At 68.1% G+C, this 23,447-nt stretch carries 26 protein-coding genes; 11 read left to right on the forward strand and 15 right to left on the reverse strand.

Annotated features, from left to right (window positions below; all coding sequences use genetic code 11):
- Positions 1 to 62: 62 nt before the first annotated feature.
- Entirely contained in the window at positions 63 to 1,049 is a 987-nt protein-coding gene (locus BLV94_RS12570; protein WP_072937651.1) for a GlxA family transcriptional regulator, read from the reverse strand.
- Positions 1,050 to 1,149: 100 nt separating this feature from the next.
- Here BLV94_RS12570 and BLV94_RS12575 point away from each other — a divergent pair, with 100 nt between their 5' ends.
- Both BLV94_RS12575 and BLV94_RS12580 read left to right on the forward strand, forming a co-directional pair.
- Positions 1,150 to 1,971 (forward strand): NAD(P)H-dependent oxidoreductase, encoded by an 822-nt coding sequence (locus BLV94_RS12575; RefSeq protein ID WP_072937650.1) that lies wholly within the window; start codon positions 1,150 to 1,152, stop codon positions 1,969 to 1,971.
- Positions 1,972 to 1,989: 18 nt separating this feature from the next.
- Positions 1,990 to 2,820, forward strand: a complete 831-nt coding sequence (locus BLV94_RS12580; protein ID WP_072937649.1) for an SDR family oxidoreductase — start codon at positions 1,990 to 1,992, stop codon at positions 2,818 to 2,820.
- Here BLV94_RS12580 and BLV94_RS12585 read toward each other — a convergent pair.
- Entirely contained in the window at positions 2,792 to 3,589 is a 798-nt protein-coding gene (locus BLV94_RS12585) for a ParA family protein (RefSeq protein ID WP_072937648.1), read from the reverse strand. The genes BLV94_RS12580 and BLV94_RS12585 overlap by 29 nt on opposite strands.
- A 69-nt stretch (positions 3,590 to 3,658) precedes the next feature.
- Here BLV94_RS12585 and BLV94_RS12590 point away from each other — a divergent pair, with 69 nt between their 5' ends.
- Entirely contained in the window at positions 3,659 to 4,270 is a 612-nt protein-coding gene (locus BLV94_RS12590; RefSeq protein ID WP_072937647.1) for an acid phosphatase, read from the forward strand.
- Positions 4,267 to 4,746, forward strand: a complete 480-nt coding sequence (locus BLV94_RS12595) for a GNAT family N-acetyltransferase (RefSeq protein ID WP_072937646.1) — start codon at positions 4,267 to 4,269, stop codon at positions 4,744 to 4,746. The genes BLV94_RS12590 and BLV94_RS12595 overlap by 4 nt, the downstream gene beginning before the upstream one ends.
- Here BLV94_RS12595 and BLV94_RS12600 read toward each other — a convergent pair.
- Entirely contained in the window at positions 4,743 to 5,180 is a 438-nt protein-coding gene (locus tag BLV94_RS12600) for a hypothetical protein (RefSeq protein WP_072937645.1), read from the reverse strand. The two genes, BLV94_RS12595 and BLV94_RS12600, sit on opposite strands and share 4 nt — an antisense overlap.
- Positions 5,181 to 5,256: 76 nt before the next feature.
- Here BLV94_RS12600 and BLV94_RS12605 point away from each other — a divergent pair, with 76 nt between their 5' ends.
- Together BLV94_RS12605 and BLV94_RS12610 are read left to right on the forward strand one after the other, a co-directional pair.
- On the forward strand, positions 5,257 to 6,213 hold the full coding sequence (locus tag BLV94_RS12605; RefSeq protein WP_072937644.1) for a diacylglycerol/lipid kinase family protein: 957 nt from the start codon (positions 5,257 to 5,259) through the stop codon (positions 6,211 to 6,213).
- Between the two features lie 240 nt (positions 6,214 to 6,453).
- Positions 6,454 to 6,708, forward strand: coding sequence for a WhiB family transcriptional regulator (locus BLV94_RS12610; RefSeq protein WP_005240099.1), 255 nt, complete (start codon positions 6,454 to 6,456; stop codon positions 6,706 to 6,708).
- A gap of 60 nt (positions 6,709 to 6,768) precedes the next feature.
- Here BLV94_RS12610 and BLV94_RS12615 read toward each other — a convergent pair whose 3' ends face one another.
- Both BLV94_RS12615 and BLV94_RS12620 read right to left on the reverse strand, forming a co-directional pair.
- Complete coding sequence (locus BLV94_RS12615; protein WP_072937643.1) at positions 6,769 to 8,271, reverse strand: sensor histidine kinase; 1,503 nt, start codon at positions 8,269 to 8,271, stop codon at positions 6,769 to 6,771.
- Between the two features lie 20 nt (positions 8,272 to 8,291).
- On the reverse strand, positions 8,292 to 8,507 hold the full coding sequence (locus BLV94_RS12620) for a biotin/lipoyl-binding carrier protein (protein WP_005240095.1): 216 nt from the start codon (positions 8,505 to 8,507) through the stop codon (positions 8,292 to 8,294).
- A gap of 94 nt (positions 8,508 to 8,601) precedes the next feature.
- Between BLV94_RS12620 and BLV94_RS52090 the strand changes: the two genes are divergently transcribed.
- The gene (locus tag BLV94_RS52090; protein WP_022597109.1) at positions 8,602 to 8,676 is read left to right on the forward strand and encodes a 50S ribosomal protein bL37; all 75 of its coding nucleotides are present in this window, start codon (positions 8,602 to 8,604) and stop codon (positions 8,674 to 8,676) included.
- A 70-nt stretch (positions 8,677 to 8,746) separates the two neighbouring features.
- Here the strand turns inward: BLV94_RS52090 and rsrA are convergent, their stop codons facing one another.
- Both rsrA and BLV94_RS12630 read right to left on the reverse strand, forming a co-directional pair.
- On the reverse strand, positions 8,747 to 9,028 hold the full coding sequence (gene rsrA / locus BLV94_RS12625) for a mycothiol system anti-sigma-R factor (RefSeq protein ID WP_072937642.1): 282 nt from the start codon (positions 9,026 to 9,028) through the stop codon (positions 8,747 to 8,749).
- Complete coding sequence (locus BLV94_RS12630) at positions 9,025 to 9,762, reverse strand: sigma-70 family RNA polymerase sigma factor (protein ID WP_072937788.1); 738 nt, start codon at positions 9,760 to 9,762, stop codon at positions 9,025 to 9,027. The genes rsrA and BLV94_RS12630 overlap by 4 nt, the downstream gene beginning before the upstream one ends.
- A 99-nt stretch (positions 9,763 to 9,861) precedes the next feature.
- Between BLV94_RS12630 and ybaK the strand changes: the two genes are divergently transcribed.
- Entirely contained in the window at positions 9,862 to 10,356 is a 495-nt protein-coding gene (gene ybaK, locus BLV94_RS12635) for a Cys-tRNA(Pro) deacylase (protein ID WP_072937787.1), read from the forward strand.
- On the opposite strand, the gene BLV94_RS12640 is transcribed toward ybaK, so the two are convergent.
- Entirely contained in the window at positions 10,343 to 11,101 is a 759-nt protein-coding gene (locus tag BLV94_RS12640; protein WP_072937641.1) for an SOS response-associated peptidase, read from the reverse strand. The two genes, ybaK and BLV94_RS12640, sit on opposite strands and share 14 nt — an antisense overlap.
- A 78-nt stretch (positions 11,102 to 11,179) precedes the next feature.
- Between BLV94_RS12640 and aroA the strand changes: the two genes are divergently transcribed.
- Together aroA and rsgA are read left to right on the forward strand one after the other, a co-directional pair.
- Entirely contained in the window at positions 11,180 to 12,496 is a 1,317-nt protein-coding gene (aroA, locus tag BLV94_RS12645; protein WP_072937640.1) for a 3-phosphoshikimate 1-carboxyvinyltransferase, read from the forward strand.
- Positions 12,442 to 13,482, forward strand: a complete 1,041-nt coding sequence (rsgA, locus tag BLV94_RS12650; RefSeq protein WP_083395563.1) for a ribosome small subunit-dependent GTPase A — start codon at positions 12,442 to 12,444, stop codon at positions 13,480 to 13,482. Before aroA ends, rsgA begins: the two co-directional genes overlap by 55 nt.
- Positions 13,483 to 13,510: 28 nt before the next feature.
- On the opposite strand, the gene BLV94_RS12655 is transcribed toward rsgA, so the two are convergent.
- The 6 genes from BLV94_RS12655 to BLV94_RS12680 form a co-directional block, all read right to left on the reverse strand.
- Complete coding sequence (locus tag BLV94_RS12655) at positions 13,511 to 14,749, reverse strand: fatty acid desaturase family protein (protein WP_072937639.1); 1,239 nt, start codon at positions 14,747 to 14,749, stop codon at positions 13,511 to 13,513.
- A 112-nt stretch (positions 14,750 to 14,861) separates the two neighbouring features.
- Entirely contained in the window at positions 14,862 to 16,118 is a 1,257-nt protein-coding gene (locus BLV94_RS12660) for a fatty acid desaturase family protein (protein ID WP_072937638.1), read from the reverse strand.
- 62 nt (positions 16,119 to 16,180) lie between these two features.
- Positions 16,181 to 17,296 carry a ferredoxin reductase gene (locus BLV94_RS12665; protein ID WP_072937637.1) on the reverse strand — a complete coding sequence of 372 codons (1,116 nt, stop codon included), beginning with the start codon at positions 17,294 to 17,296 and terminating at the stop codon, positions 16,181 to 16,183.
- A gap of 91 nt (positions 17,297 to 17,387) precedes the next feature.
- Positions 17,388 to 17,900 (reverse strand): DUF6912 family protein, encoded by a 513-nt coding sequence (locus BLV94_RS12670; RefSeq protein ID WP_072937636.1) that lies wholly within the window; start codon positions 17,898 to 17,900, stop codon positions 17,388 to 17,390.
- 30 nt (positions 17,901 to 17,930) lie between these two features.
- The gene (locus tag BLV94_RS12675; RefSeq protein ID WP_072937635.1) at positions 17,931 to 19,355 is read right to left on the reverse strand and encodes a WS/DGAT/MGAT family O-acyltransferase; all 1,425 of its coding nucleotides are present in this window, start codon (positions 19,353 to 19,355) and stop codon (positions 17,931 to 17,933) included.
- Complete coding sequence (locus BLV94_RS12680; protein WP_072937634.1) at positions 19,349 to 19,786, reverse strand: HAD-IA family hydrolase; 438 nt, start codon at positions 19,784 to 19,786, stop codon at positions 19,349 to 19,351. Before BLV94_RS12680 ends, BLV94_RS12675 begins: the two co-directional genes overlap by 7 nt.
- Positions 19,787 to 19,917: 131 nt before the next feature.
- On the opposite strand from BLV94_RS12680, the gene BLV94_RS12685 reads away from it, so the two are divergent.
- Positions 19,918 to 20,442, forward strand: coding sequence for an Rv3235 family protein (locus BLV94_RS12685; protein ID WP_072937633.1), 525 nt, complete (start codon positions 19,918 to 19,920; stop codon positions 20,440 to 20,442).
- 15 nt (positions 20,443 to 20,457) lie between these two features.
- Here the strand turns inward: BLV94_RS12685 and secA are convergent, their stop codons facing one another.
- Positions 20,458 to 23,325: a preprotein translocase subunit SecA gene (gene secA / locus BLV94_RS12690; RefSeq protein ID WP_072937632.1), complete on the reverse strand. Its 2,868-nt coding sequence runs from the start codon at positions 23,323 to 23,325 to the stop codon at positions 20,458 to 20,460.
- Positions 23,326 to 23,447: the final 122 nt, after the last annotated feature.

The raw sequence follows: 23,447 nt of genomic DNA on the forward strand, positions 1-23,447 counted from the left end.
GCGCCGAACGTTAGCGCCGGACGCTCCCCCGCTCTTGGACGAATGGGCACACCGTGCGCCCGTCAGCGGAAGGTGGCGCGGTACGCGGAGGGTGAGACGCCGACGGTGCGCGCGAGGTGTTGCCGCAAGGAGGTCGCGGTGCCGAATCCCGCGGCCCCGGCCACGTCGTCGACCGGCAGGTCGGTGTTCTCCAGCAGTTCACGGGCGCGGGTGATCCGCTGCTCGAGAATCCACTGCGTCGGCGACATCCCCGTCTCGGCGCGGAATCGACGGGTGAACGTGCGCACGCTCATCGACTCCCCCGCAGCCAGTTCCCGCAGCGACAGCGGCTGATCGAGGCGGGCCAGCGCCCGTGCCCGCGCGCCCGACGTCGACGCACCGTCGGCCTCCGGGACGGGCGCGGTGACGAACTGCGCCTGACCGCCGCTGCGATGAGGCGGCACGACCGTTCCCCGCGCCACCTCGTTGGCCACCGACGCACCGTGGTCGACACGAATCATGTACAGGCACAAATCGATTCCGGATGCGACACCGGCGGCGGTGAGCACGGTGCCGTCGTGGGTGTAGAGCACGCCGGGGTCGAGGTGCACGTCCGGGTAGAGCCTCCGGAACGCGTCCGCCGACTTCCAGTGCGTCGTGGCTCGCCGGTTCTCCAGCAGGCCGGCGGCGGCGAGAACGAACGATCCCGTGCAGATCGAGGCCACCCGGGTGCCCGGCCGGATGTGCGCGAAGGCGTCCGCCAGGTGGCGGGGCAGTCCGCCGTCCTCCGGCGGCTCGTAATCCTGATCGGACGCCGGTACCACGACCGTGTCGGCGGTGCCGAGCAGCGCCGGGCCGTGCTCGACCGACAGCGTCACGTCGGTGTCGGTCCGGACGATGCCGGGCTCGAGGGCGCACGTGAGGACCTCGTACAGCGGTTCGCCGTCCCGCGATCGCGCTTCGCCGAACAGTCGGTGGACGATTCCGAATTCAATGGGAAGCAGGCCGTCGCGCACGAACACGACGACGCGGTGGCGGCGCGCGGGCCGTTCGCCGCTCGATTCGGACATGGCCCGATTATTTCACATAGTGTCTCACCGGCCACTGGTGCGGCGACGTACGCCGATCCATGATCGGAAGGGTCGACGGCGACCGAGCGAGAGGTGGACCATGAAGATCCTCTGGGTGTCGGCACATCCCGAGCCGAAGTCCCTGAATGCGGCACTGCGCAGTGATGCCCTCGCGGCACTGCGCGGCGCCGGCCACGAGATCCGGGCCTCCGACCTGTACGAGATGCGATGGAATCCGGTGGTGACCGCGGACGACTTCGCGCACGATCCGAGCGGCCGCCTCCTGGTGGGAGCGCGGTCCGGGCAGGCACTGACCGAGGGCACCCTGGCCCCCGACATCCTCGCCGAACAGCGCAAACTCGGGTGGGCCGACGCGGTGATCGTGCAGTTCCCGCTGTGGTGGTACGGCATGCCCGCGATCCTCAAGGGCTGGTTCGACCGGGTGTTCGTCGAGGGTTACGGATACGGGGTGCGCCGCGAGGACGGCTCCACCCGGCGGTACGGCGAGGGGACCCTCGCCGGCAAGCGGGCGATGACCGTCGTCAGTTTCGGCGGCAGCGCCGACAGCGCAGGCCCGCGCGGAATCAACGGCCAGATGGACGAGGTCCTGTTCCCCATCCACCACGGAATCTTCTGGTACACGGGGATGTCCGTGCTGCCCCCGGTCCTGATCGACAGCGCGGACCGGTTGCGCGCCGAGCACTACCCCGGCGTCGCGGCCCGCGTGATCGATCGCGTGTCCGGCCTGTTCACCGACGCGCCGTTGCCCTTCCGCTCACAGAACGGCGGCGACTACGACGAACGGTTCGTGCTGCGCGAGGACCGGGCACCCGGCGTCACGGGACTGCGCGCCCACTACGCCGACGCGGATTCCGCGGCGCACGGACCGGAGGCCGAAGTCCCCACCCGCTGCGCGGTGTAACGTGTTCTAATTCACGGCATGGCAACCTACGTGATCACCGGCGCGGCCTCGGGCATCGGGGCGGCGAGCCGCCACACCCTCGAGGCCGGCGGCCACACCGTCATCGGCGTCGACCTCGGCCACACCGACGTGACAGCCGACCTGTCGACCCCCGGCGGCCGGGCCGCGGCGGCGGCCGCAGTGACCGAAAGGAGCGGCGGCGTCGTGGACGGCCTCGTCTGCTGCGCCGGACTCGGATCGCTGTCCCACGTCCCGGGCGGCAAGCTGATCGCCGTCAACTATTTCGGGGCCGTGGAACTCGTGACGGCCCTGAAGCCCGCCCTCGAGCGCGCGGACGGCGCTTCGGTGGTGGTGATCTCGTCGAGCAGCACCACCACCCAGCCCGGAGTTCCCGAAAATCTGGTGACGGCGTGCCTGCGAGGCGACGAGGCGGAGGCGGTGCGCATCGGCGACGAGGTGACCGCCATTCCCGCGTATCCGGCGTCCAAGCTCGCGCTGGCCTGGTGGGTTCGGCGAGAAGCGGTGCGGCCCGAATGGATCGGCAGCGGAATTCGGCTCAACGCGATCGCCCCGGGCATGATCGACACGCCGATGACCAGCGGGGACGACCTCGACCCCGAACTGGCCAAGGCCCTGGACTTCTATCCGGTGCCGCTCGGCAGGCGCGGACGCCCGGACGAGATCGCGGCGCTCGTCGAATTCCTGCTCGGACCGGGGTCGACACTGTTCTGCGGAAGCGTCGTCTTCGCCGACGGGGGCACGGATGCCCAGCTACGCCAACAGGATTGGCCCGCCGCGTGGAATCCCACGCCGGAGGAACTTACTCGCCACTTCCAGGCGAGAACGTAGCGAGCTCGGATCCCGCCCAGTGCTTGGCGAGGTTCTCGGCCAGGTCCCGGTACGCCTGGGCGCCCTTGTTCTTGCGCCCCGCCAGGACCGTCGCACCCGACGCCGTCGCCTCCGCGAACCGCACCGTCCGCGGGATCGGCGGCGCGAGGACCGGCAGGTTGTAGCGGTCGGACACGTCGGACAGCACGTCCCGGCTGTGGGTGGTGCGCGCGTCGTACAGCGTCGGCAGCGCACCGAGCAGCACCAGGTCGGGGTTGGTGATCTGCTGCACCTCGGTGACCGTCCGCAGCAACTGCCCCACACCGCGGTGCGCGAGCGTCTCGCACTGCAGCGGAACCAGTACCGACTGCGCCGCCGTGAGCCCGTTGAGCGTGAGCACACCGAGCGACGGCGGACAGTCGATGATGACCGTGTCGTAGTCGTCCAGCAGCGGCGCCAGAGCGCGCTTGAGGGCGAACTCACGACCGGGACGCATGAGCAGCAACGCTTCCGCGCCCGCGAGGTCGATCGTCGCGGGCAGGAGCGCGACACCGTCCTCGGTGTCGATCACCGCTTCGCGCGCCCCCAGGTCACCCGTCAGCACCTCGTGGACGGAGGCGTCCAGGCGGTCCGGGTTGTGCCCCAGGGAGAAGGTCAGGCACCCCTGCGGGTCGAGATCCACCACCAGAACCTTCTGGCCCAGCCCGACGAGAGCTGCGCCGAGTGAGGCGACCGTGGTGGTCTTCGCGACCCCACCCTTCTGATTTGCCACTGCAAGAACCGTTGTCACGGCTCGATCCTTACCTACTTCGTCGCCGGAGGCGAGCCATACACGCAGATTGACTGACATGATGGATGGATGCCACCCAGTGATTCGCCGCGCGGCCGTCGGATCGTCCTCCTCCGGCACGGCGAAACGGAATGGGCCCGTTGGGGTAAACACACCGGCCGGACCGACGTCCACCTCACCGAACTGGGTGAATCCCAGGCACGGCAGGTGGGCCCGGCGATGGACGCCCTCGCGCTACGCGACCCCCTCGTCATCGTCAGCCCGCGGCAACGCGCCCAGGAGACGGCGGAACTGGCGGGTTTGAAGATCCAGCGCACCTGGGACGCGCTCGCCGAATGGGACTACGGGATCTACGAGGGCATGACGACGCCCGAGATCCGGCAGCAGGTGCCGGACTGGACAGTGTGGACGCACCCGTGCCCGCGCGGCGAACAGGCCGAGCAGGTGCACACCCGCTGCGACCTCGTCCTGTCCGTCGCGCATTCCCAACTGGTCGACCGTGACGTGATCCTCGTCGGGCACGGCCACTTCTCCCGCGCGCTCATCGCGCGCTGGGCGGAGCTTCCCGTCAGCGAGGGGCGCCGGTTCGCGATGTCGCCGGGCGCGTACTCCGTCCTCGGCTTCGAGCACGGGGCGCAACAGGTGATCAGCCACAACGTGACGACGGAAGGTGCCCGATGATCAGACGCGCAGTACCCGAGGACGTCTCCGCGATCACCGCGATGATCTACGAACTGGCCGAATACCAGAAGGCCCGGGACGAGTGCACCGTCACCGCCGACCAGATAGACGACGCCCTGTTCGGTCCGCAGCCGTCCACGTTCGCCCACGTCGCGACGAACGACGACGACCGGGTCGTCGGGATCGCGGTGTGGTTCCGGAACTTCTCCACATGGGACGGAACGCACGGCATCTATCTCGAAGACCTGTTCGTCAGCCCGTCCGAACGCGGTTCCGGTCACGGCAAAGCCCTGCTCGCCACGCTCGCGAAGGAGTGCGTCGACAACGGCTACACGCGGCTGTCGTGGTCGGTGGTCAACTGGAACAAGCCGTCGATCGCGTTCTACGAGTCCCTCGACGCGCGACCGCAGGACGAGTGGACGACGTACCGGCTCACCGGGGATCCGCTCGGCCGCCTCGCGTCCGAGGTGAGTTAGCGCTCGGACGGGTTGTCGGCGCCGGCTTCCTGGCCGTACTCGGCGGCCATCCATTTCGACGTCGGGCTGCTGAACAGGCACCCGAGGGCTCCCACCACGACGACGCCGAGCAGCACGCCGAAGAACGGCTGGTGGGAATCGGTGAGCAGCGACCACGCCACCGGAAGCAGCAGCAGTTGGGCGACGATCGCGATCGCCCGCCCCCAGCGCCTGCCGAAGATCAGGGCGAGCCCGGCCGCGAGCACGGCGCCACCGAGAATGGCGAACCAGGCGGCGGTGCCGTATCCGCTGCTGACGCTCTGGTCGTGCCCGAGCAGCCCCCGGACCACCAGCACCACGGCGACACCGACCGCCACCGCGCCCTCGAGCGACACCAGGGCGCCCGCCGCGCGGACCGTGGTGGGCGTGGACTTGCTGAGAGACGGCTTCGGCACGTCGGCCAGCCTAGAACACCCCGCCGCCGGCGGCCTCGGACGGTGACACGTGCCGCCCCGGCTAGGCTTGGGCCCCGTGCGCGCGCTGCTGATCGTCAACCCCAATGCCACATCGACGACCCCGGCCGGGCGGGACCTGCTCGCGCACGCGCTGTCGAGCCGGGTGCGGTTGACGGTCGCGCACACGACGCACCGTGGCCACGCCGCCGAACTGGCGCAGCAGGCCTGCGTCGACGGGATGGGCCTGATCATCGTTCACGGCGGCGACGGCACCGTGAACGAGGTGGTCAACGGGCTGCTCGGCACCCCGGACCCGAAGTCGATGAGCGCGGTGACGGTGGGGCCGATACCCCCGATCGCCGTCGTCCCCGGCGGGTCGGCGAACGTGTTCGCCCGCTCGCTCGGCATCGCTCCCGACCCGGTGGACGCCACCAACCAGCTCATCGATCTCCTCTCCCACCGGCAGCGGCGCAGGATCGGGCTCGCCCACTGTGACCACCGCTGGTTCACGTTCAACGCGGGCGTCGGCTGGGACGCCCAGGTCTGTGAGGCGGTCGACATGCACCGCAAGAACGGGCGCCCCGCCACACCGGCGCAATACGTCCGCGCGGCGGTGCGCGTGTTCTTCCGGTCGAAGTACGCGGAGCCGACCCTCACCGTCGAGGTTCCCGATCGCGATCCGGTCGAGGGCGTTCATTACGCCTTCGTGTCGAACGCGAGTCCCTGGACGTATCTGAACAAGCGGGAAGTCCACACCAATCCCGACACCACCTACGACACCGGCCTCGGTGTGTTCGCGATGCGATCCACCGCGATCCTCACCACTCTGCGGGTGGCCCGCCAGCTGCTGACCCCCGGCACCCGCCCGAAGGCGAAGAAACTCGTCCGGGTCGACGACGTGCCGTGCGTGCGGATCTCCGCGTCGGAGCCGATCGGACTGCAGATGGACGGCGACTACATCGGACTTCGCAACGTGGTGGAGTTCGTGTCGGTGCCCGACGCGCTGGATGTCGTCGCGCCGCCGCGACCCTGAGCAATTCTCGAGAATCCCCGTTTTCACCTAGCGGGAAGCGCCGGCGCGAGGTAAAAAGGACGGCGCGCCTCAAAAGGGCAGCCTAACTACGTGAGCTCCCCCACGGTGCGGCGGTTTTCTATTGACATCCCGCCAGTTCGTGAAAGCATTCACAAGCAACAGTGCGGAAACATTCTCTACGCACACATGAACTCATGAAGACGAAACGGTGCACGACGCACCCAGTTAAGGAGCAGAAGGATGGACTGGCGCCACAAGGCAATCTGTCGCGACGAAGACCCCGAGTTGTTCTTCCCTGTGGGCAACAGCGGTCCGGCTCTCGCGCAGATTGCTGATGCCAAGGTTGTCTGCAACCGCTGCCCGGTGACCGCCGAATGCCTCTCGTGGGCACTCGAGTCGGGCCAGGACGCCGGTGTGTGGGGCGGCATGAGCGAAGACGAGCGTCGCGCACTCAAGCGCCGGAACGCTCGGACGCGTGCACGCACCACCGTCTGATTCTTCAGAAGGAGACGGGCCCGGCACCACATGGTGCCGGGCCTTTTGCTTGCCCGCCGGTCAGTACCGCGGTCCACGACGGCCCAGCGGTACGCGTAACACGGCATCCGTTCCACCCTCCGCCCCCGGGTGCAGACCCAGCGAACCGTTCAGTTCGGCGGCCACCAGGGTCCGGACGATCTGCAGACCGAGCCGGTCGGACCGCTCGAGGCTGAAACCGGGCGGCAGTCCCCTGCCGTTGTCGTGAATCACGACGTCCAGCCAGCGCGCCGACCGTTCCGCCCTCATGGTGACGGTGCCCGCGGCGCCCGGTTCGAAGGCGTGCTCGATCGCGTTCTGCACGAGTTCGGTCAGCACCATCACCAGCGGTGTGGCCCGCTCCGCGGAGAACACCCCGAAGCTGCCCTCCCGGCGGACCTTGATCGGCGTGCTCACCGTCGCCACGTCGGACAGGATCGGCACGAGCCGGTCGACGACCTCGTCGAGGTTCACCTCCTCGTCCACCGACATCGACAGCGTGTCGTGCACGAGGGCGATCGACGTGACGCGGCGCACCGATTCGCTGAGCGCCTGACGTGCCTCCTCGTTGTTGGTGCGGCGGGCCTGCAACCGCAGCAACGCCGCCACGGTCTGCAGATTGTTCTTCACCCGGTGATGGATCTCGCGGATCGTCGCATCCTTGCTGAGCAGGGCACGATCCCGCCTCTTCACCTCCGTGACGTCCCGCACGACGACGGCGGCGCCGACCCGCTTGCCGCCGGGTTTGAGTACCAGGGCCCGCAGCAGGACGGTCGCTCCCCGGGCCTCGATCTCCATCCGGCGGCCCGGCTTGTCGGCGATCGTGTCGCGGATGTATCCGGCGACCTCCTGCGACTCGAACGGATCCGTCACGAGTGATCGTGTGGTGGCGGCGAGGTTCTGGCCGATCAGGTCCGAGCTCAGACCCATCCGGTGGTACGCCGACAGCGCGTTCGGACTCGCGTAGACCACGCTGCCGTCGGTGTCCAGGCGGATGAAGCCGTCGCCGGCGCGGGGGCTCGAGTTGGTGTCCGAGCGGGCCTCACGGATCGGGAACGTGCCGTCGCTGATCATCTGGCACAGGTCCTCGGCGCAGTCGAGATACGCGACCTCGAGCGGGCTCTGCGCCCGCTGGTGCGACAGGTTGGTGTCGCGGCTCAGGACGGCGATCACCTCGCCGTTCCACCGCACCGGGACCGCGTCGCCGCGCGGCGGCAGACCCGCGTGCCCGCCGCCGTCCTCGGGGCGCACGACGTTGCCCTCCAGCAGCGCCTGCAGCACCTGCGGGTGTTCCGACTCCGACACGACGGTCCCGACGACGTCCTCCGGGAATGCGGTCGACGCGGTGGTGGGCCTGCAGTGCGCGACGCAGATCACGGTGCCGGTCGGATTGGTGGCCGCGGAGTCCGCTCCGACCCACAGCAGAACGTCCGCGAAGGAGAGGTCGGCGAGCAACTGCCATTCGCCGACGACGCGCTGGAGGTGGTCGACGGCCTCGCCGGGCAGGTCGGTGTGTTCGGCGAGCAGATCGCTCAGGGTCGACATCGTGGGGTGTGTCAGTCAGCTCAGGAGATGACCGCGATCAGGTCGCCCTGCTGGATCACGTCGCCGACCTTGACGTCCACGGAGGTGACCGTGCCGGGCTCTTCGGCGATGACAGGGATCTCCATCTTCATCGACTCGAGGATGACGAGGGTGTCGCCTTCCTTCACCTCGTCACCCGCGCTCACCACAACCTGATACACCGTCGAAACCATTTCGGCGCGCACGTCTTCTGCCATTGTGATCCTTCACTCCCGGGTGTCGAGAAAGCCCTGTTGCAAGGACACCCAACCACACGTGGAAGACTGTGGTGAAAAGAAGGGAGATCTACTCATGGGTAAGCGTGGTCGCAAGAAGCGCAGTCGCAAGGGCAACGCCGCAAACCACGGCAAGCGTCCCAACGCCTGACGCGCCGTAGAACGCACCAGGGGCCGGAAAGCAGCGACGCTTTCCGGCCCCTGATCGCTGTTCTGACGGGTTACGACTCGGGTTCGGTATTCGTGATGAGGATCGTCCGCCGCAACTCGATGGAGAGCCTCTGACGCAGGCTCTCCGGTGCGTGCTCACCGCCGCACTTGCGGTTCACGAGGCTCTTGACCTTCTCCTCGATGCCGTACGCCTCGAGGCACGACCCGCACTCGTCGAGGTGGCGCTGCAGCCGCGCCCGCGAGGCCTCGTCGCATTCGCTGTCCAGCATCAGCCAGACGTCCGCGATGACGGCGGAGCAGTCGAGCTGCTCGAATTCGTCCTGCTCGCTCACCGAGAAACCTCCTGCTCCGCACTCACTACACTGTCGCCGGCCACCTCGTCGGTGCCGCCACGGTTGAATCCTCGTTCGCGTGCGACGTCGGCGAGCAGACCCCGGAGCTGCTTGCGCCCGCGGTGCAGTCGCGACATCACGGTCCCGATCGGGGTGCCCATGATCTCGGCGATCTCCTTGTAGGGAAAGCCCTCGACATCGGCGTAGTAGACGGCCATCCGGAACTCCTCGGGCAGGGCCTGAAGGGCTTCCTTGATGTCGTCGTCGGGGAGCGCGTCCAGTGCCTCGACCTCGGCGGACCGCAGCCCGGTCGACGAATGCTCCGCCGTCGCCGCCAGCTGCCAGTCGGTGATCTCGTCGGTCGGGTACTGCGCGGGCTGCCGCTGCTTCTTGCGGTACGAGTTGATGTACGTGTTCGTGAGAATCCGGTACAGCCACGCCTTGAGGTTGGTGCCCTCGCGGAACGACCGGAACGCCGTGTAGGCCTTCACGTACGTTTCCTGCACGAGGTCCTCGGCGTCCGCCGGGTTCCGGGTCATCCTCAGAGCAGCGCCGTACAGCTGATCCAGAAGTGGGAGCGCATCCCTTTCGAAACGCGCGATCAACTCGTCCTGTGGCTCGGCCTTCTCTGCCGTCGGACGGTCATGTTCCTGCACGCTGATCCCTTCGGTCGCCGTGGGCGTCAACGTTACCGCCAACTGCAGACGCGACGTGGGCTCGATTACCGAGGACATCACGATACGGACCACTCCCTTCGATGCACGGGTCTTCTGCAGGTACCAACACGACTCCCGCCCGCGGTGTTCCCGCACCGCGTGGCAGAGTGTTCGTCCATGGCCGGAACTGCCACTCCCGCGACGAAGTTGCTCGTCACACAGCGCATCGACCACACCGTGCACAGCTACGCGCACGACGAGCGGGCGGAGTCGTACGGTTCGGAGGCCGTCGACGCGCTGGGCGAGACGGTCGGCGTCACCGCCCACCAGGTGTTCAAGACGCTCGTGATCAAACTCGACACGGGCAAGCTGGCGGTGGCGGTCCTGCCGGTGCCGGAGAAACTGTCCCTGAAGGCGGCGGCCGCGGCGCTGGGCGCAGGCAAGGCCGTGATGGCGGACCGCACCGAGGCCGAGCGCTCCACCGGTTACGTGTTCGGCGGCATCTCCCCGCTCGGACAGCGGAAAACACTTCCGACGGTCGTCGACGCGTCGGCGCTCGACTGGGACCGGGTGCTGTGCAGCGCGGGCAGGCGCGGACTCGAGATCGAACTCGCACCCGCCGATCTGGTGCGGCTCAGCGGAGCTGTCACCGCGGCGGTCACAGCAGGCTGATCTGCTCCCCCACCTGCGCGTCGTCGCGACCGGCCGCGTCGGGGTCGAGGAGTTCCGGACCGTTGTTCTTCACGCTGTTCACCAGCGTGGACACCCGCCGGACCGTGATGTCGGCGATGGCGTCGGGTGACACCTCGAGCAGGTCCGTGGACGCGGGGTGCTCGGGATCGAGCCACGCGGCCCAGCGGTCGCGGGGCATCACGAGCGGCATCCGGTCGTGCACGTTCTCGAGCTGGGCGGCGGAGTCGACCGTGATGATGCTGCAGCTCAGGACGGGCGGCGACTCCTCGACCGCGGGATCGTGCCAGACCGACCACAGCCCGGCCATGTACAGGCGCGAGCCGTCCTCCGGCGACATGTAGTACGGAATCTTCTTCGCCTTGCCCGCCTTCTTCCCGGCGGCCGCCGGCTCGGTCTCGGTCTGCCACTCGTACCAGCCGTCCATCGGCACGAGGCAGCGCTTGTACTTGAACGAGGTCCGGAAGGCGGGCTTGTTGTCGACCGAATCCGCCCGGGCGTTGAACAGCACCGGGCCCTTGCCGAGCTCCTTCGTCCACGACGGCACGAGACCCCACCGCATCCGCCGGATCCGACGGGCGTCGTGCCGGTCGACCACCGTGAGGACCTGCGTGGTGGGCGCCACGTTGAAGTCGGGCGGACTCTCGTCCTCGCCGGCCTCGTTGATCGCGTCGAGGTCGGCCGCGAGTGTCGCCGGATTCGCAGTGGTCGCATACCTGCCGCACATGCCCACCAGAGTGGCACGAACCACCGACACCCGCGACACGCCGCCCACCCCGCCCGGCGACCCGCCCGATAGGCGAAGATGGAGACCGTGAGCCTGAGCCTGTGGAACGCCCCCCGTGCCGAAGCGCCCGTCGTCGCGACGGTCGCCCTCCCCGGATCGAAGTCGATCACCAATCGCGCGCTGATCCTCGCCGCACTCGCGGACGCTCCGTCCACCCTCACCGGGGCACTGCGCAGCCGGGACACCGACCTCATGATCGACGCACTCCGGACGCTGGGGATCGGCATCGAGACGGCCGGCGCCGACACGACGCTGCGGGTCACTCCCGGACGCCTCCGGGGCGGTGCGGTCGACTGCGGCCTGGCGGGCACCGTCATGCGGTTCCTTCCGCCGGTCGCCGCGCTCGCCGAGGGAACGGTCGACTTCGACGGCGACGAGCAGGCGCGTACCCGCCCGCTCGACACGATCCTGAACGCGCTGCGCGGTCTCGGCGCGGACATCGACGGCGACTCCCTGCCGTTCACCGTCCGCGGCGCGGGCTCCCTGCGCGGTGGCCGGGTCACGATCGACGCGTCCGGTTCTTCGCAGTTCGTGTCCGGGCTGCTGCTGTCTGCCGCCGCGTTCGACGAGGGCGTCACGGTTCATCACGACGGCAAGACGGTCCCGTCGATGCCGCACATCGACATGACGGTCGAGATGCTGCGCGAGTCGGGTGTCGAGGTCTCCACCCCGGCGACGGGCGGGGAGGCCGACACGTGGCGGGTGAGCCCCGGTCCGGTGCGGGCCGTCGACCGGGTGATCGAGCCCGACCTGTCGAATGCCACCGCCTTCCTCGCCGCCGCCGCCGTCACCGGCGGTGAGGTGACCGTTCCGCTGTGGCCTGCCGAGACGACGCAGCCCGGCGACGCGATTCGCGAGATCCTGCTGGCGATGGGCGCCGACGTCCGGCGGGACGGGGCGAACCTCACCGTCCGCGGCCCCCAGCAGCTGACCGGCATCGACATCGACCTGCACGACGTCGGCGAACTCACCCCGACCGTCGCGGCGCTCGCGGCACTCGCGGACGGCCCGTCCCGCCTGCGCGGCATCGCGCATCTGCGCGGACACGAGACCGACCGGCTGGCCGCGCTCGCGCACGAGATCAACTCGCTCGGCGGAAACGTCACCGAGACCGAGGACGGCCTCACGATCGTGCCCGCCGACCTGCACGGCGGGAGGTGGCGTTCCTACGCCGACCACCGGATGGCGACGGCCGGAGCCATCGTCGGGCTGCGGGTCGACGGCATCGAGATCGAGGACATCGGCACCACGGCGAAGACGCTGCCCGGTTTCGAGAACCTGTGGGCCACAATGCTGTCCGCGGCTGCGGGCACCGGTCGGAAGGCGAGCTTCTGAGTCGCAGGCAGTACGACGAGTCCGACGTCCGGGTGCGCCCGGGCCGAGGAACGCGCCCGCGCACGAAAACCCGGCCGGAGCACCTCGCCGCCGAGTCGGCGATGGTCGTCGCCGTCGACCGCGGCCGGTGGGGTTGCGTTCTGGGCGGCGACCCCGAGCGTCCCCTTGTCACCATGCGTGCCCGCGAACTGGGCCGCACCCCCATCGTGGTGGGCGACGAGGTGAGCGTCGTCGGCGATCTGTCCGGCAAACCCGACACCCTGGCGCGGATCGTGCGGGTGGCCGAGCGCGCCACGGTGCTGCGGCGCACCGCCGACGACACCGACCCGTACGAGCGGATCGTGGTGGCCAACGCGCAGCAGTTGCTGATCGTCGTGGCGCTCGCCGACCCGCCGCCGCGGACGGGATTCGTCGAACGCGCGCTCGTCGCCGCGTACGCGGGCGGGCTGAGCCCCATCGTGTGCCTGACGAAGAGCGACCTCGAGCCGCCCGAGGAGTTCGCGAGCGCGTTCGCCGACCTCGACGTCCCCGTGGTCGTGGCAGGCCGCGACGATCCGGTCGACGAGGTCCTGTCCATGCTGTCCGGCAGGCTCACCGCGCTGATCGGGCATTCGGGGGTCGGGAAGTCGACTCTCGTCAACCGTCTCGTGCCCGACGCCGACCGGGCCGTCGGCGTGGTGTCCGGCGTGGGCAAGGGCCGGCACACGTCCACGCAATCGGTCGCGCTGCCGCTCCCGTCGGGCGGCTGGGTGATCGACACCCCGGGCATCCGGTCGTTCGGACTGGCCCACATCTCCCCGGAGAACGTGGTGGCCGCGTTCTCCGATCTGGCCGCGGCCATCGAGGACTGCCCGCGAGGGTGTACCCACCTCGGCCCGCCCGCGGACCCCGAATGCGCGCTCGACCACCTCGAGGGCAAGGCCGCCAAACGCGTCGACGCGGTCCGTCACCTCCTCACGGCCATCGCGTCCAACGAGGCCTGGTGAGGGACGAACCGCGCCGTGGCGGAACTGTCTAGCGGGAAAGCAGCGCGCGCAGACCGCGACGCTTGCGGGTGCGCTTGATCGCGGAACTCAACCCCTGACGGCGGCCGGTCACGGGATCGATTGTCGCCGTGGTGTTTCCACCGAACTTGCGCTCCGACGCCGTCTCCGGCGCGTCGTCCGTGGTCGCCTTGAGGTACTTGTTCGGCAACGACAGCTTGGCGATGGTGCGCCACGACTTCGCGTACTGCACCAGGAACGGGCCGGAGGTGTACGGCAAGTCGTACTTCTCGCACAACTCCCGCACCCGGACGGCGATCTCCGCGTAGCGGTTGCTCGGCAGGTCGGGGAACAGGTGGTGCTCGATCTGGTAGCTCAGGTTGCCGGACATGAAGTCCATCAGCCTGCCGCCGTCGATGTTCGCGCTACCGAGCATCTGGCGCAGGTACCACTCGGGCTGCGTCTCGTTGTCGATGTCGGCCTTCGTGAACTTCTCGGCGCCGTCCGGGAAGTGCCCGCAGAAGATGATCGCGTTGGTCCACACGTTGCGGATCATGTTCGCGGCGATATTGGCAGTGAGCGTGCTCTTCCACGCGGGACCGGTGACCGCGGGGTGGATCACGTAGTCCTTGAGGATCTGCTTGCCGATCTTCTCGCCGACCTCGCGAAGCTTGCGCTGGGTTTCCTCGCTCGGTACGCGCCCCTTGGCGACCTTGCCGAGTTCGAGGTGCTGCGCCGCGATGCCGTACTCGAAGAACAGCGCCAGCAGGGTGTTGTAGAGGAGATTGCCGGTATTGAACGGCTTCCACCGCTGGTCACGTGTGACGCGCAGCAGTCCGTATCCGACGTCGTCGTCCATGCCGAGGACGTTGGTGTACTTGTGGTGGATGTAGTTGTGCGTCTGCTTCCAGTGAGCGGACGGTCCCGTCACGTCCCACTCCCACGAGGTGGAGTGGATCTCCGGATCGTTCATCCAGTCCCACTGGCCGTGCATGACGTTGTGGCCGAGTTCCATGTTCTCGATGATCTTCGAGAGGGAGAGCAAGGCCGTGCCCGCCAGCCAGGCAGGGCGCCGCTTGCTCGCGAACAGCACTGCGCGGCCGCCGATCTCGAGTCCACGCTGCAACCTGATGGTGTTCCGCACGTAGCGCGCGTCGCGCTCCCCGCGAGATTCTTCGATATCGCGGCGGATCGCATCCAACTCGCGCCCGAGCGCCTCGACATCGGCTTCGGTGAGATGTGCGTATTCCTTGACATCTGCAATCGCCATGGGGGACCTCCTCCTGGCTGGGTCGACAGTTCACACCGGATAGGCGCTGACATGACCTACCGTACCGTAAGTTACGGTACCGTAGGTTACTTGAGTGTAGGTGTGAGTGAAATCACCGACGACGGCGCGAGATCTTGGCCTCCGCGTGGGCGCGCAGCGCCGACAGCAGACCCCGGCGCTGTCCGGTCACGGGATCCGTGCGCAGCGTCTCGACCATCGCGGCACCCGCGTCGCGAGCATCGCGGAACTTCCGTTCCGAGGACGTCTCGGGGGCGTCGTCCGCCGTCGCGCGCAGGAAGCGGTCGGGCAGGGCGAGTTTGTGGATCGTGCGCAGGGCCAGCAGGTACTGCTTGGCGAGCGACCCCGTGGTGTAGGGGAGGTCGTACTTCTCGCACAGCGCCCGCACTTTCACGGCGATCTCCGGGTACCGGTTGCTCGGCAGATCAGGGAACAGATGATGCTCGATCTGGTAGCTGAGATTCCCGCTCATGAAACCCATGATCTTGCCGGAGTCGAAGTTGGCGCTGCCGAGCATCTGCCGGAGGTACCACTCGTGCCGGGTCTCGTTCTCGTATTCGTCCACGGTGAACTTCTCGGCACCGTCCGGGAAGTGCCCACAGAAGATCACCACATACGCCCACAGGTTCCGCACGAGATTGGCGGTGGTGTTCGCCGTCAGCGTCGACTTCCACGCCGGTCCCGCGAGCACCGGGAACAGGAGGAAGTCCTTGCCGACCTGACGGAAGATCTTGCGGGCGAAATCCTTGTTGGCCTGCGAGTTGAGCTGCCCCTTCTCCGCGCCCTCCAACTCGGCCGCGAACGTGAGGTCGTGGAGCGCGATCCCCCACTCGAACGTGGCGGCCAGGACGATGTTGGCGAACGGCTGCAGCAGGTTGATCGGCCGCCACTCCTCGTCGCGGGTCATCCGGAGGATGCCGAAACCGACGTCGGAATCCATTCCCACGATGTTGGTGAACGTGTGATGGGAGTAGTTGTGGGCCCGCTTCCAGTGCTCGGACGGGCCGGTCTGGTCCCACTCCCACGACATCGAGTGGATCTCCGGATCGTTCATCCAGTCCCACTGGCCGTGCATCACGTTGTGGCCGAGTTCCATGTTCTCGATGATCTTCGAGAGGGAGAGCATCGCGGTGCCCGCCAGCCAGGCCGGCCGGTACCGGCTCCCGAACAGTGCGAGCCGGCCACCGAGCTCCAGCAGTCGTTGCGCCCTGATGGCCCGGCGGATGTATCGGGCGTCGCGGACGCCGCGCGAATCCTCCACGTCGAGCCGGATCGCATCCAACTCACGCCCGAGCGATTCGATGTCCGCTTCGGTCAGATGCGCGAACTCTTTGATGTCGGTGATCGCCACCGTGCTCCTCCGTCTGGTGAGAGTCCGAGAATAGCGGAGTCAGGTGAACAACACGCTCACGCTCACGCGTCGAGCGTGCAGTCCCCTGCCGCCGCCGAGATACAAGTCTGGACTCGGTCACCTTCGGCATGCTGCTTGCCGGACCTCAGGTCGATAGCGTGCCCGGCGAGGATCGGCACGACACAGGTCTGGCAGATCCCCATCCGGCAGCCGAACGGCATGAGCGCCCCGACCTGCTCACCGGCCTCGAGGAGAGTGGTGGCACCGTCGATCGTGACGGTCTTGTCGGCCTTGGCGAACGTCACCGTTCCGCCCTCGCCGGACGTGTCCGCGCGGGAGACGGCGAAACGCTCGAGGTGCAGCTTGCCCTCGATGTTCTCGTCGCGCCACAGCGTCTCGATCTCGTCGAGCATCGGCAGCGGCCCGCAGGCCCACGTCTGCCGTTCGCGCCAGTCCGGGCACACCTCGTCGAGCGAGGACAACGCGAACTTGCCCTGGCTGCGGGTGAGCTGGATCTTGCACCGGAAGTCGTCGTGCTCCTCGTGGAGCTGGGTGAGTTCGTCGGCGAACATCACGTCGGCGTCGGTGGGCGCCGAGTGGACGTGGAAGACGTCGGGGAGCTGGCCGCGCCGGTTCATCGTGCGCAGCATCGCCATGACGGGAGTGATGCCACTGCCCGCGGTGAGGAACAGGATGCGCTGCGGCGGCGGGTCGGGCAACGCGAAGTTGCCCGTGGGCGTCGCGAGCCGGACGATCGTCCCGGACGGCACACCGTTGACGAGGTGACTCGACAGGAATCCCTCAGGCATCGCCTTGACTGCGATGGAGATGCGCTTGTCGTCCCAGTTCGGCGGCGAGGTGAGGGAGTACGAACGCCAGTGCCAGCGTCCGTCGATGTGCAGGCCGATGCCGATGTACTGGCCGGGCTCGTAGTCGAAGTCGAATCCCCAGCCCGGCTTGATGACGATCGTGGCGGAGTCCGCCGTCTCCGCGCGCACGTCCACGATCTGTCCACGCAGCTCGCGGGCGGACCACAGCGGGTTGGCCAGGTGCAGGTAGTCGTCGGGTAGCAACGGCGTCGTCAGACGTGCCGCCGCACCGCGCAACCAATTGAGCTTGGACCGCTTGGCGGGCACGACCGCTGCTGCGGGCGCCTCGATCCAATCCTTCAGACCCATCCGACCTCCACCTTTTCCGTCACGACCTACGCTACCGTAGGTTTTCAAGTTACGGTACCGTAGGTTACCCCAAGGTAAGAGGACGCACCGGTCAGAGCAGTTCGAGCAGGAACGGAAGCTCCTGGGTGGCGTACCACGCCAGAACGTGATCCTCGGCGTCACCGAGAACGAACTCGGCGTCCGGATCCCCGAGATCCGCCTCGTCGATCGCCGACACGGCCCGTTCGATGTCGCGCTCGGCCTCCGCGAGGTCCACGTGCACCGACGCGACCCGGCCGATAGTCACCGGACCGGGCAACCGGACGACGGCGTCGTCGAGGTCCGGACGGGGTGTCACGTCGTCGATGTCCGCGGCGACCACGGCGCGGCGGAAGCGGACCCCGTCGCTCCCGCTCTCCCCCACCCGGCCCGCGATCAGACGCAGCGACGCCCGGGCGGCCTCGGCCATCGCGACCTCGGCCAGTTCGTCGTCGTCGCCCGACGAGTACGCCTCGCGGAGCGTGGCGGTGACGGCGAAGGCGGTACGGCTCATCGGATCGAACTCCTGGTCGGCGACGAGCCGCTGCAGGATCTCGATCGTCGCGGGAACGTACACCCTCGTCATGCGTCACCCGTCATTCGCACCGCGGACTTCTCACCGGCTGGCATCCAACAACTCCTCGAGAGATTCGTACAGCAGCGCCGCCACCACGTCCACGTCGGCCATGGCGTCACGGTCTGCATTCAAACCGTAGTAGACGTTGCCGTCGTAGGACGTGAGGCCGATGCTCAAAGTCTGGTTTTTCAGCAGGGGCGACACCGGGTACATCTCGAGCATCCGCGCTCCCCCGACGTACAACGACATCTGCGGACCCGGAGCATTGGTGATCATCAGATTGAACATGCGCTGCGAGAAGCTGCTCGCGACACGGGCACTCATCGCGTGCAGCGTGGCGGGCGCGAACCCCGACAACCGCACCAGGGTCTCCGCGGTGACCCGCTGACTCTGCTTCGCGTGCGCCTCCATGGCGTGCGCCACGTGCGACAGCCGCACCACCGCGTTCGGTTCCCCGACCGGCAGGTCGATGAGGAAGGACGACACCATGCTCCGCGGGTCCGCCCACTCGCCGCGGCGGGACGCCTCGTCGTCGGCCTCGGGATCCGTCGCGTACACGGACATCGGGACCATGGCCCGGACCGTGGTCGACTCGGCCACCGGTTCACCGCGGGACAGCAGCCAGTACCGCATCGCACCCGACACGACGGCGAGGATGACGTCGTTGACCTCGCACCCGTACTGCGCGCGGATCTTCCGGTAGTCGCCCAGTTCGGTCTTGACCACCGCGAACCGCCGATTGCGGGAGATCGTCGCATTGAGCGGACTCGACGGCGCCACCTGCGTCGCGGTGCGGACCACGGCGGCGAGCTTACCGACGGTGCGCACGGTCTCGCCGAGCGCAGACGCCATGTCACCCAACGTCATCCGCAGCGCGGCCAGACCCTCGCCCGGCCTCGACACCATCTCCGCCAGCGCCCCCGCGATGAGGGTGGACTCACTGGGGGCGGGGCTCGGCATCCACAGTTCCTCGGCCATCGGCCGCCGGGTCTTCGCCGGGTCCAGGATCACCTGACCGATCTCGAGCGCCGTCTCGCCGTCGACCAGCGAGGAATGAGACTTCGTGAAGATCGCGAAGCGGTTGTTCGACAACCCCTCCACCAGATACATCTCCCACAGGGGACGCGTGTTGTCGAGGGGCCGGGACGTGAGCCGTGCGACCAGGTCGTGCAACTGGGCGTCCGATCCGGGCTTCGGCAGCGCCGACCGCCGGACGTGGTACTCGATGTCGAAGTCCTGGTCGTCCACCCACACCGGCCGCGACAGTCCCAGCGCCACCTCCCGCACCTTTTGCCGGTAGCGCGGCACCAGGCTCAACCGCTCCTCGACCAGGCTCAGTAATTCCTCGTAGGACAACCCGTTTCGCGGCTTCCGGAAGATCGCCAGCGATCCCACGTGCATCGGCGTACTGCTCGCCTCGAGGAAGTAGAACGATGCATCCTGCGTAGTCAGTCTCGTCACCATGTCGGCGCCTGTCCCCCTTGCATCCCGTCTCGATCCACCTCGAGAAGTATCGCTATCTCGTCCGCCGTGGCCGCGCCGTCGACGTGGTGGATGCCCACCATCCCGACAGCCACTGCGCCCCGGACGTTGGCCGGCAGGTCGTCGACGAAGATACAGTCGCCCGGCTCCAGACCGAGCGCGCCGGCCGTCAGCCGGTAGATCCGCGGATCAGGTTTGGCGACACCGACATCCCCGGACAGCACGACCTGATCGACCAGCCGGCCATCGCCGAGTTCCCGCAACCACTGCGCGCCGGGACCGCCGGGATCGTTGCTGAGGATCGCGGTCCGCACACCACGGGTCCGGGCACCGGCGAGGACGGACGACAGGCCGTCCGTGTCCGAACCGGGACCCGCGAGAACTCCGCCGAAGTCCAATATCAATCCCCGCACGTCCCCACCCTAGGGTCCGCTCCACGGTTCGGCGACACGAGTCCGCTCCGCGGTACGGCGACACGACGCCGGGATCCGTGCGATTATGACCGCTACGACGGCTGTCTCATGCCGAAACCGGGGGGTAAGAAATGAGTGAGTCCTACACGTTCCTGTCACGGGTGCCGCGCTTCGAGCCGGCGGCCGGCGACGACGCCGCGCCGATCCTGCCGGGAGGTTCGGCGGCGCAGTCGGGTGCGCGGCACCCGCTCGGGCACGGCAGACACCGGTCGTCGCCGCACTCGGGGGCGTCGCCGCGCACCGCCGCGAGGCACCCGGGAACACTGCCGATTCCGTCGCCGGACGTTCAGCGGTTCACGGAGCAGGCGTTCCGGCTCGTTCTCGAAGTGCTGGATCGGCGGCGCAACGTCCGGCAACTGCGGCCGCTGGTGGCGCCGTCGCTCGTCGACGTGGTGCGCACGTTCGCGCTCGCGGAGTCGCCTGCCCGGCGACTCGGTGTGGCGGCGCTCGTCCGCGTGCATCTGCGCGCGGTGGAGCCCTGCGTCTTCGAGGCCTTCGGCACGTACGGCCGGGGGCCACGGATCTTCGTGATCGCTGCCCGTGTCGAACAACAGTCCGACACGGGCTGGACCGTCACCTCGCTGGTGATCGGCTGATCGTCCCCGCTGCGGTCAGCGCTTGCGCTTGGTACGCGGGGCCTTCTTGCCCTTCGACTGCGACCGCGCGGCCTCGCGCCGCTGGCGACGGGTTCCGGCGTCGGCGGAATCGTCCGATTCGGCCGCTCCGCGGCGGCTGAGCTGGGCGTTGCCGTCTTCGGCGGGCCCGGAATACGTGAGCCCGCGGGGCTCACCGTCGTCCAGTCCCTTCGCGCGGAGGGCCGACGGTGCCGCCGTGCCCTGCGCCTGCTGCGCTGCCTCCTGGGTGGGCAGCGGTCGCGGTGCCGCCGGAGCGGGTGCAGCCGACGCCGTCGCCGCGGCGGAAGCCGCGGTGACGCTGACACCCGGGGCCTGCGCCGCCTGCGGGGCGGCCGCCTCGACCTGGAGGTTGAACAGGAATCCGACCGACTCCTCCTTCAGGCCCTCGAGCATCCCACCGAACATGTCGAAACCTTCGCGCTGGTACTCGACGAGCGGATCACGCTGGGCCATCGCCCGCAGGCCGATGCCCTCCTTCAGGTAGTCCATCTCGTAGAGGTGCTCACGCCACTTCCGGTCGAGGACGCTCAGCAGGACCCGGCGCTCGAGTTCGCGCATCGATCCCTCACCGGCGACGCCGTCGATCTCGGCCTCACGCCGTGCGTAGGCCTCGTGCGCGTCCTTCAGCAGGGTCTCGCGCAGCTCGTCGGCGGTGATGTCCTTCGTCTCGTCGTCGCCGTCGCCGACCAGTTCCTTGTAGTCGACACCGATCGGGTACAGCGTCTTGAGCGCCGTCCACAGTTGTTCGAGATCCCAGTCCTCGACATAGCCCTCCGCGGTGGCGCCGTCGACGTAGGCGGTGACCACGTCGGTGATCATCTTCTCGACCTGGCCCTCCATGTCCTTGCCTTCGAGGATCTGACGGCGCTCGTTGTAGATGACCGTGCGCTGCTGATTCATCACCTCGTCGTACTTGAGGACGTTCTTGCGGATCTCGAAGTTCTGCTGCTCGACCTGCGTCTGAGCGCTCTTGATGGCCTTCGAGACCATCTTCGCCTCGATCGGGACGTCGTCGGGCAGATTGAGCCGGGTCATGATCGACTCGAGCGCCGCACCGTTGAACCGTCGCATCAACTCGTCGCCGAGTGACAGGTAGAACCGCGACTCACCCGGATCGCCCTGACGACCCGACCGGCCGCGCAACTGGTTGTCGATGCGCCGGGACTCGTGCCGCTCGGTGCCGAGGACGTACAGCCCGCCGGCCTCGCGGACCTTGTCGGCGTCGGCCTTCACCTCGGCCTTGACCTGGTCGAGGACGTCGTCCCACGCCGCCTCGTAGTCGTCGGGGGTGTGGACGGGGTCGAGGCCCTGCTTGCGCAGCGCGATGTCCGCGATGATGTCGGGGTTGCCGCCGAGCACGACGTCGGTACCACGACCGGCCATGTTGGTGGCCACCGTGACCGCGCCCGACCGGCCGGCCTCGGCGATGATCTGGGCTTCCTGCTCGTGGAACTTCGCGTTCAGGACGTTGTGTGCCACCCCGCGCTTGGTGAACTGCTTCGACAGGTACTCGGACCGCTCGACGCTGGTGGTGCCGATGAGGACCGGCTGGCCCTTCTCGTGCCGCTCCACCACGTCGTCGACGACGGCGTCGAACTTGGCTTCCTCCGTCTTGTAGATCAGGTCGCCGTTGTCGACGCGGACCATCGGCCGGTTGGTGGGGATCGGGATGACGCCGAGGTTGTAGATCTGGTGCAGCTCTGCGGCCTCGGTCTCGGCCGTACCCGTCATGCCCGACAGCTTGTCGTACAGGCGGAAGTAGTTCTGCAGCGTGATCGTGGCGAGGGTCTGGTTCTCGGCCTTGATCTCGACCTTCTCCTTGGCCTCGATCGCCTGGTGCATGCCCTCGTTGTACCGGCGGCCGACGAGGACGCGGCCGGTGAACTCGTCGACGATGATCACTTCGCCGTCGCGGACGATGTAGTCCTTGTCCTTCGTGTACAGTTCCTTGGCCTTGATGGCGTTGTTCAGGTAGCTCACGAGCGGCGAGTTGGCGGCCTCGTACAGGTTGTCGATGCCGAGCTGGTCCTCGACGAGCTCGACGCCGGCCTCGTGGACGCCGATGGTGCGCTTGCGGATGTCGACCTCGTAATGCACGTCACGCTTGAGCAGCGGCGCGATGCGGGCGAACTCCGCGTACCACTTGCTCGACGCGTCGGCGGGGCCGGAGATGATGAGCGGGGTCCGGGCCTCGTCGATGAGGATGGAGTCGACCTCGTCGACCACGGCGAAGCTGTGACCGCGCTGGACGAGATCGTCCAGGGAGTGCGTCATGTTGTCGCGCAGGTAGTCGAACCCGAACTCGTTGTTGGTGCCGTACGTGATGTCCGCCGCATAGGCCGCGCGACGCTCGGCGGGCGACATGCCGGACAGGATCACGCTGGTGTCGAGTCCGAGGAAGCGGTGGACGCGGCCCATCCATTCGGAGTCGCGCTTGGCGAGGTAGTCGTTGACCGTGACCACGTGCACGCCGTCCCCGGCGATCGCGTTGAGGTATGCGGGCAACACGCAGGTCAGGGTCTTGCCCTCACCCGTCTTCATCTCGGCGATGTTGCCGAAGTGGAGGGCGGCGCCGCCCATGATCTGCACGTGGAAGTGCCGCTGGTCGATGACCCGCCAGGACGCCTCGCGGGCGACCGCGAACGCCTCGGGCAGCAGCTCGTCGAGCGTCTCGCCGTCACGGTAGCGGGCGCGGAACTCCTCGGTCTTCGCGCGGAGTTGCTCGTCGGTCAGGTCTTCGACCTCGGGCGACAGCGAGGAAACGTGGTCGGCGATGTGCTTGAGCCGCTTGACCATGCGACCTTCACCAACACGGAGCAGCTTCGATAGCGACAGCGACGGCACAGTCTTGTTCGTCCTCAATCTTCGGCAGTGGATGGGTGACACACAAAATCCGGCCGGAGGTCCGAGAACCCCGGCCGGATTCCATGGTAGGCGCTTCCGCGATCGGACGAGTAGACCGACCG

Origin of the sequence: Rhodococcus koreensis (assembly GCF_900105905.1) — a bacterium.
GTDB lineage: Bacteria > Actinomycetota > Actinomycetes > Mycobacteriales > Mycobacteriaceae > Rhodococcus_F > Rhodococcus_F koreensis.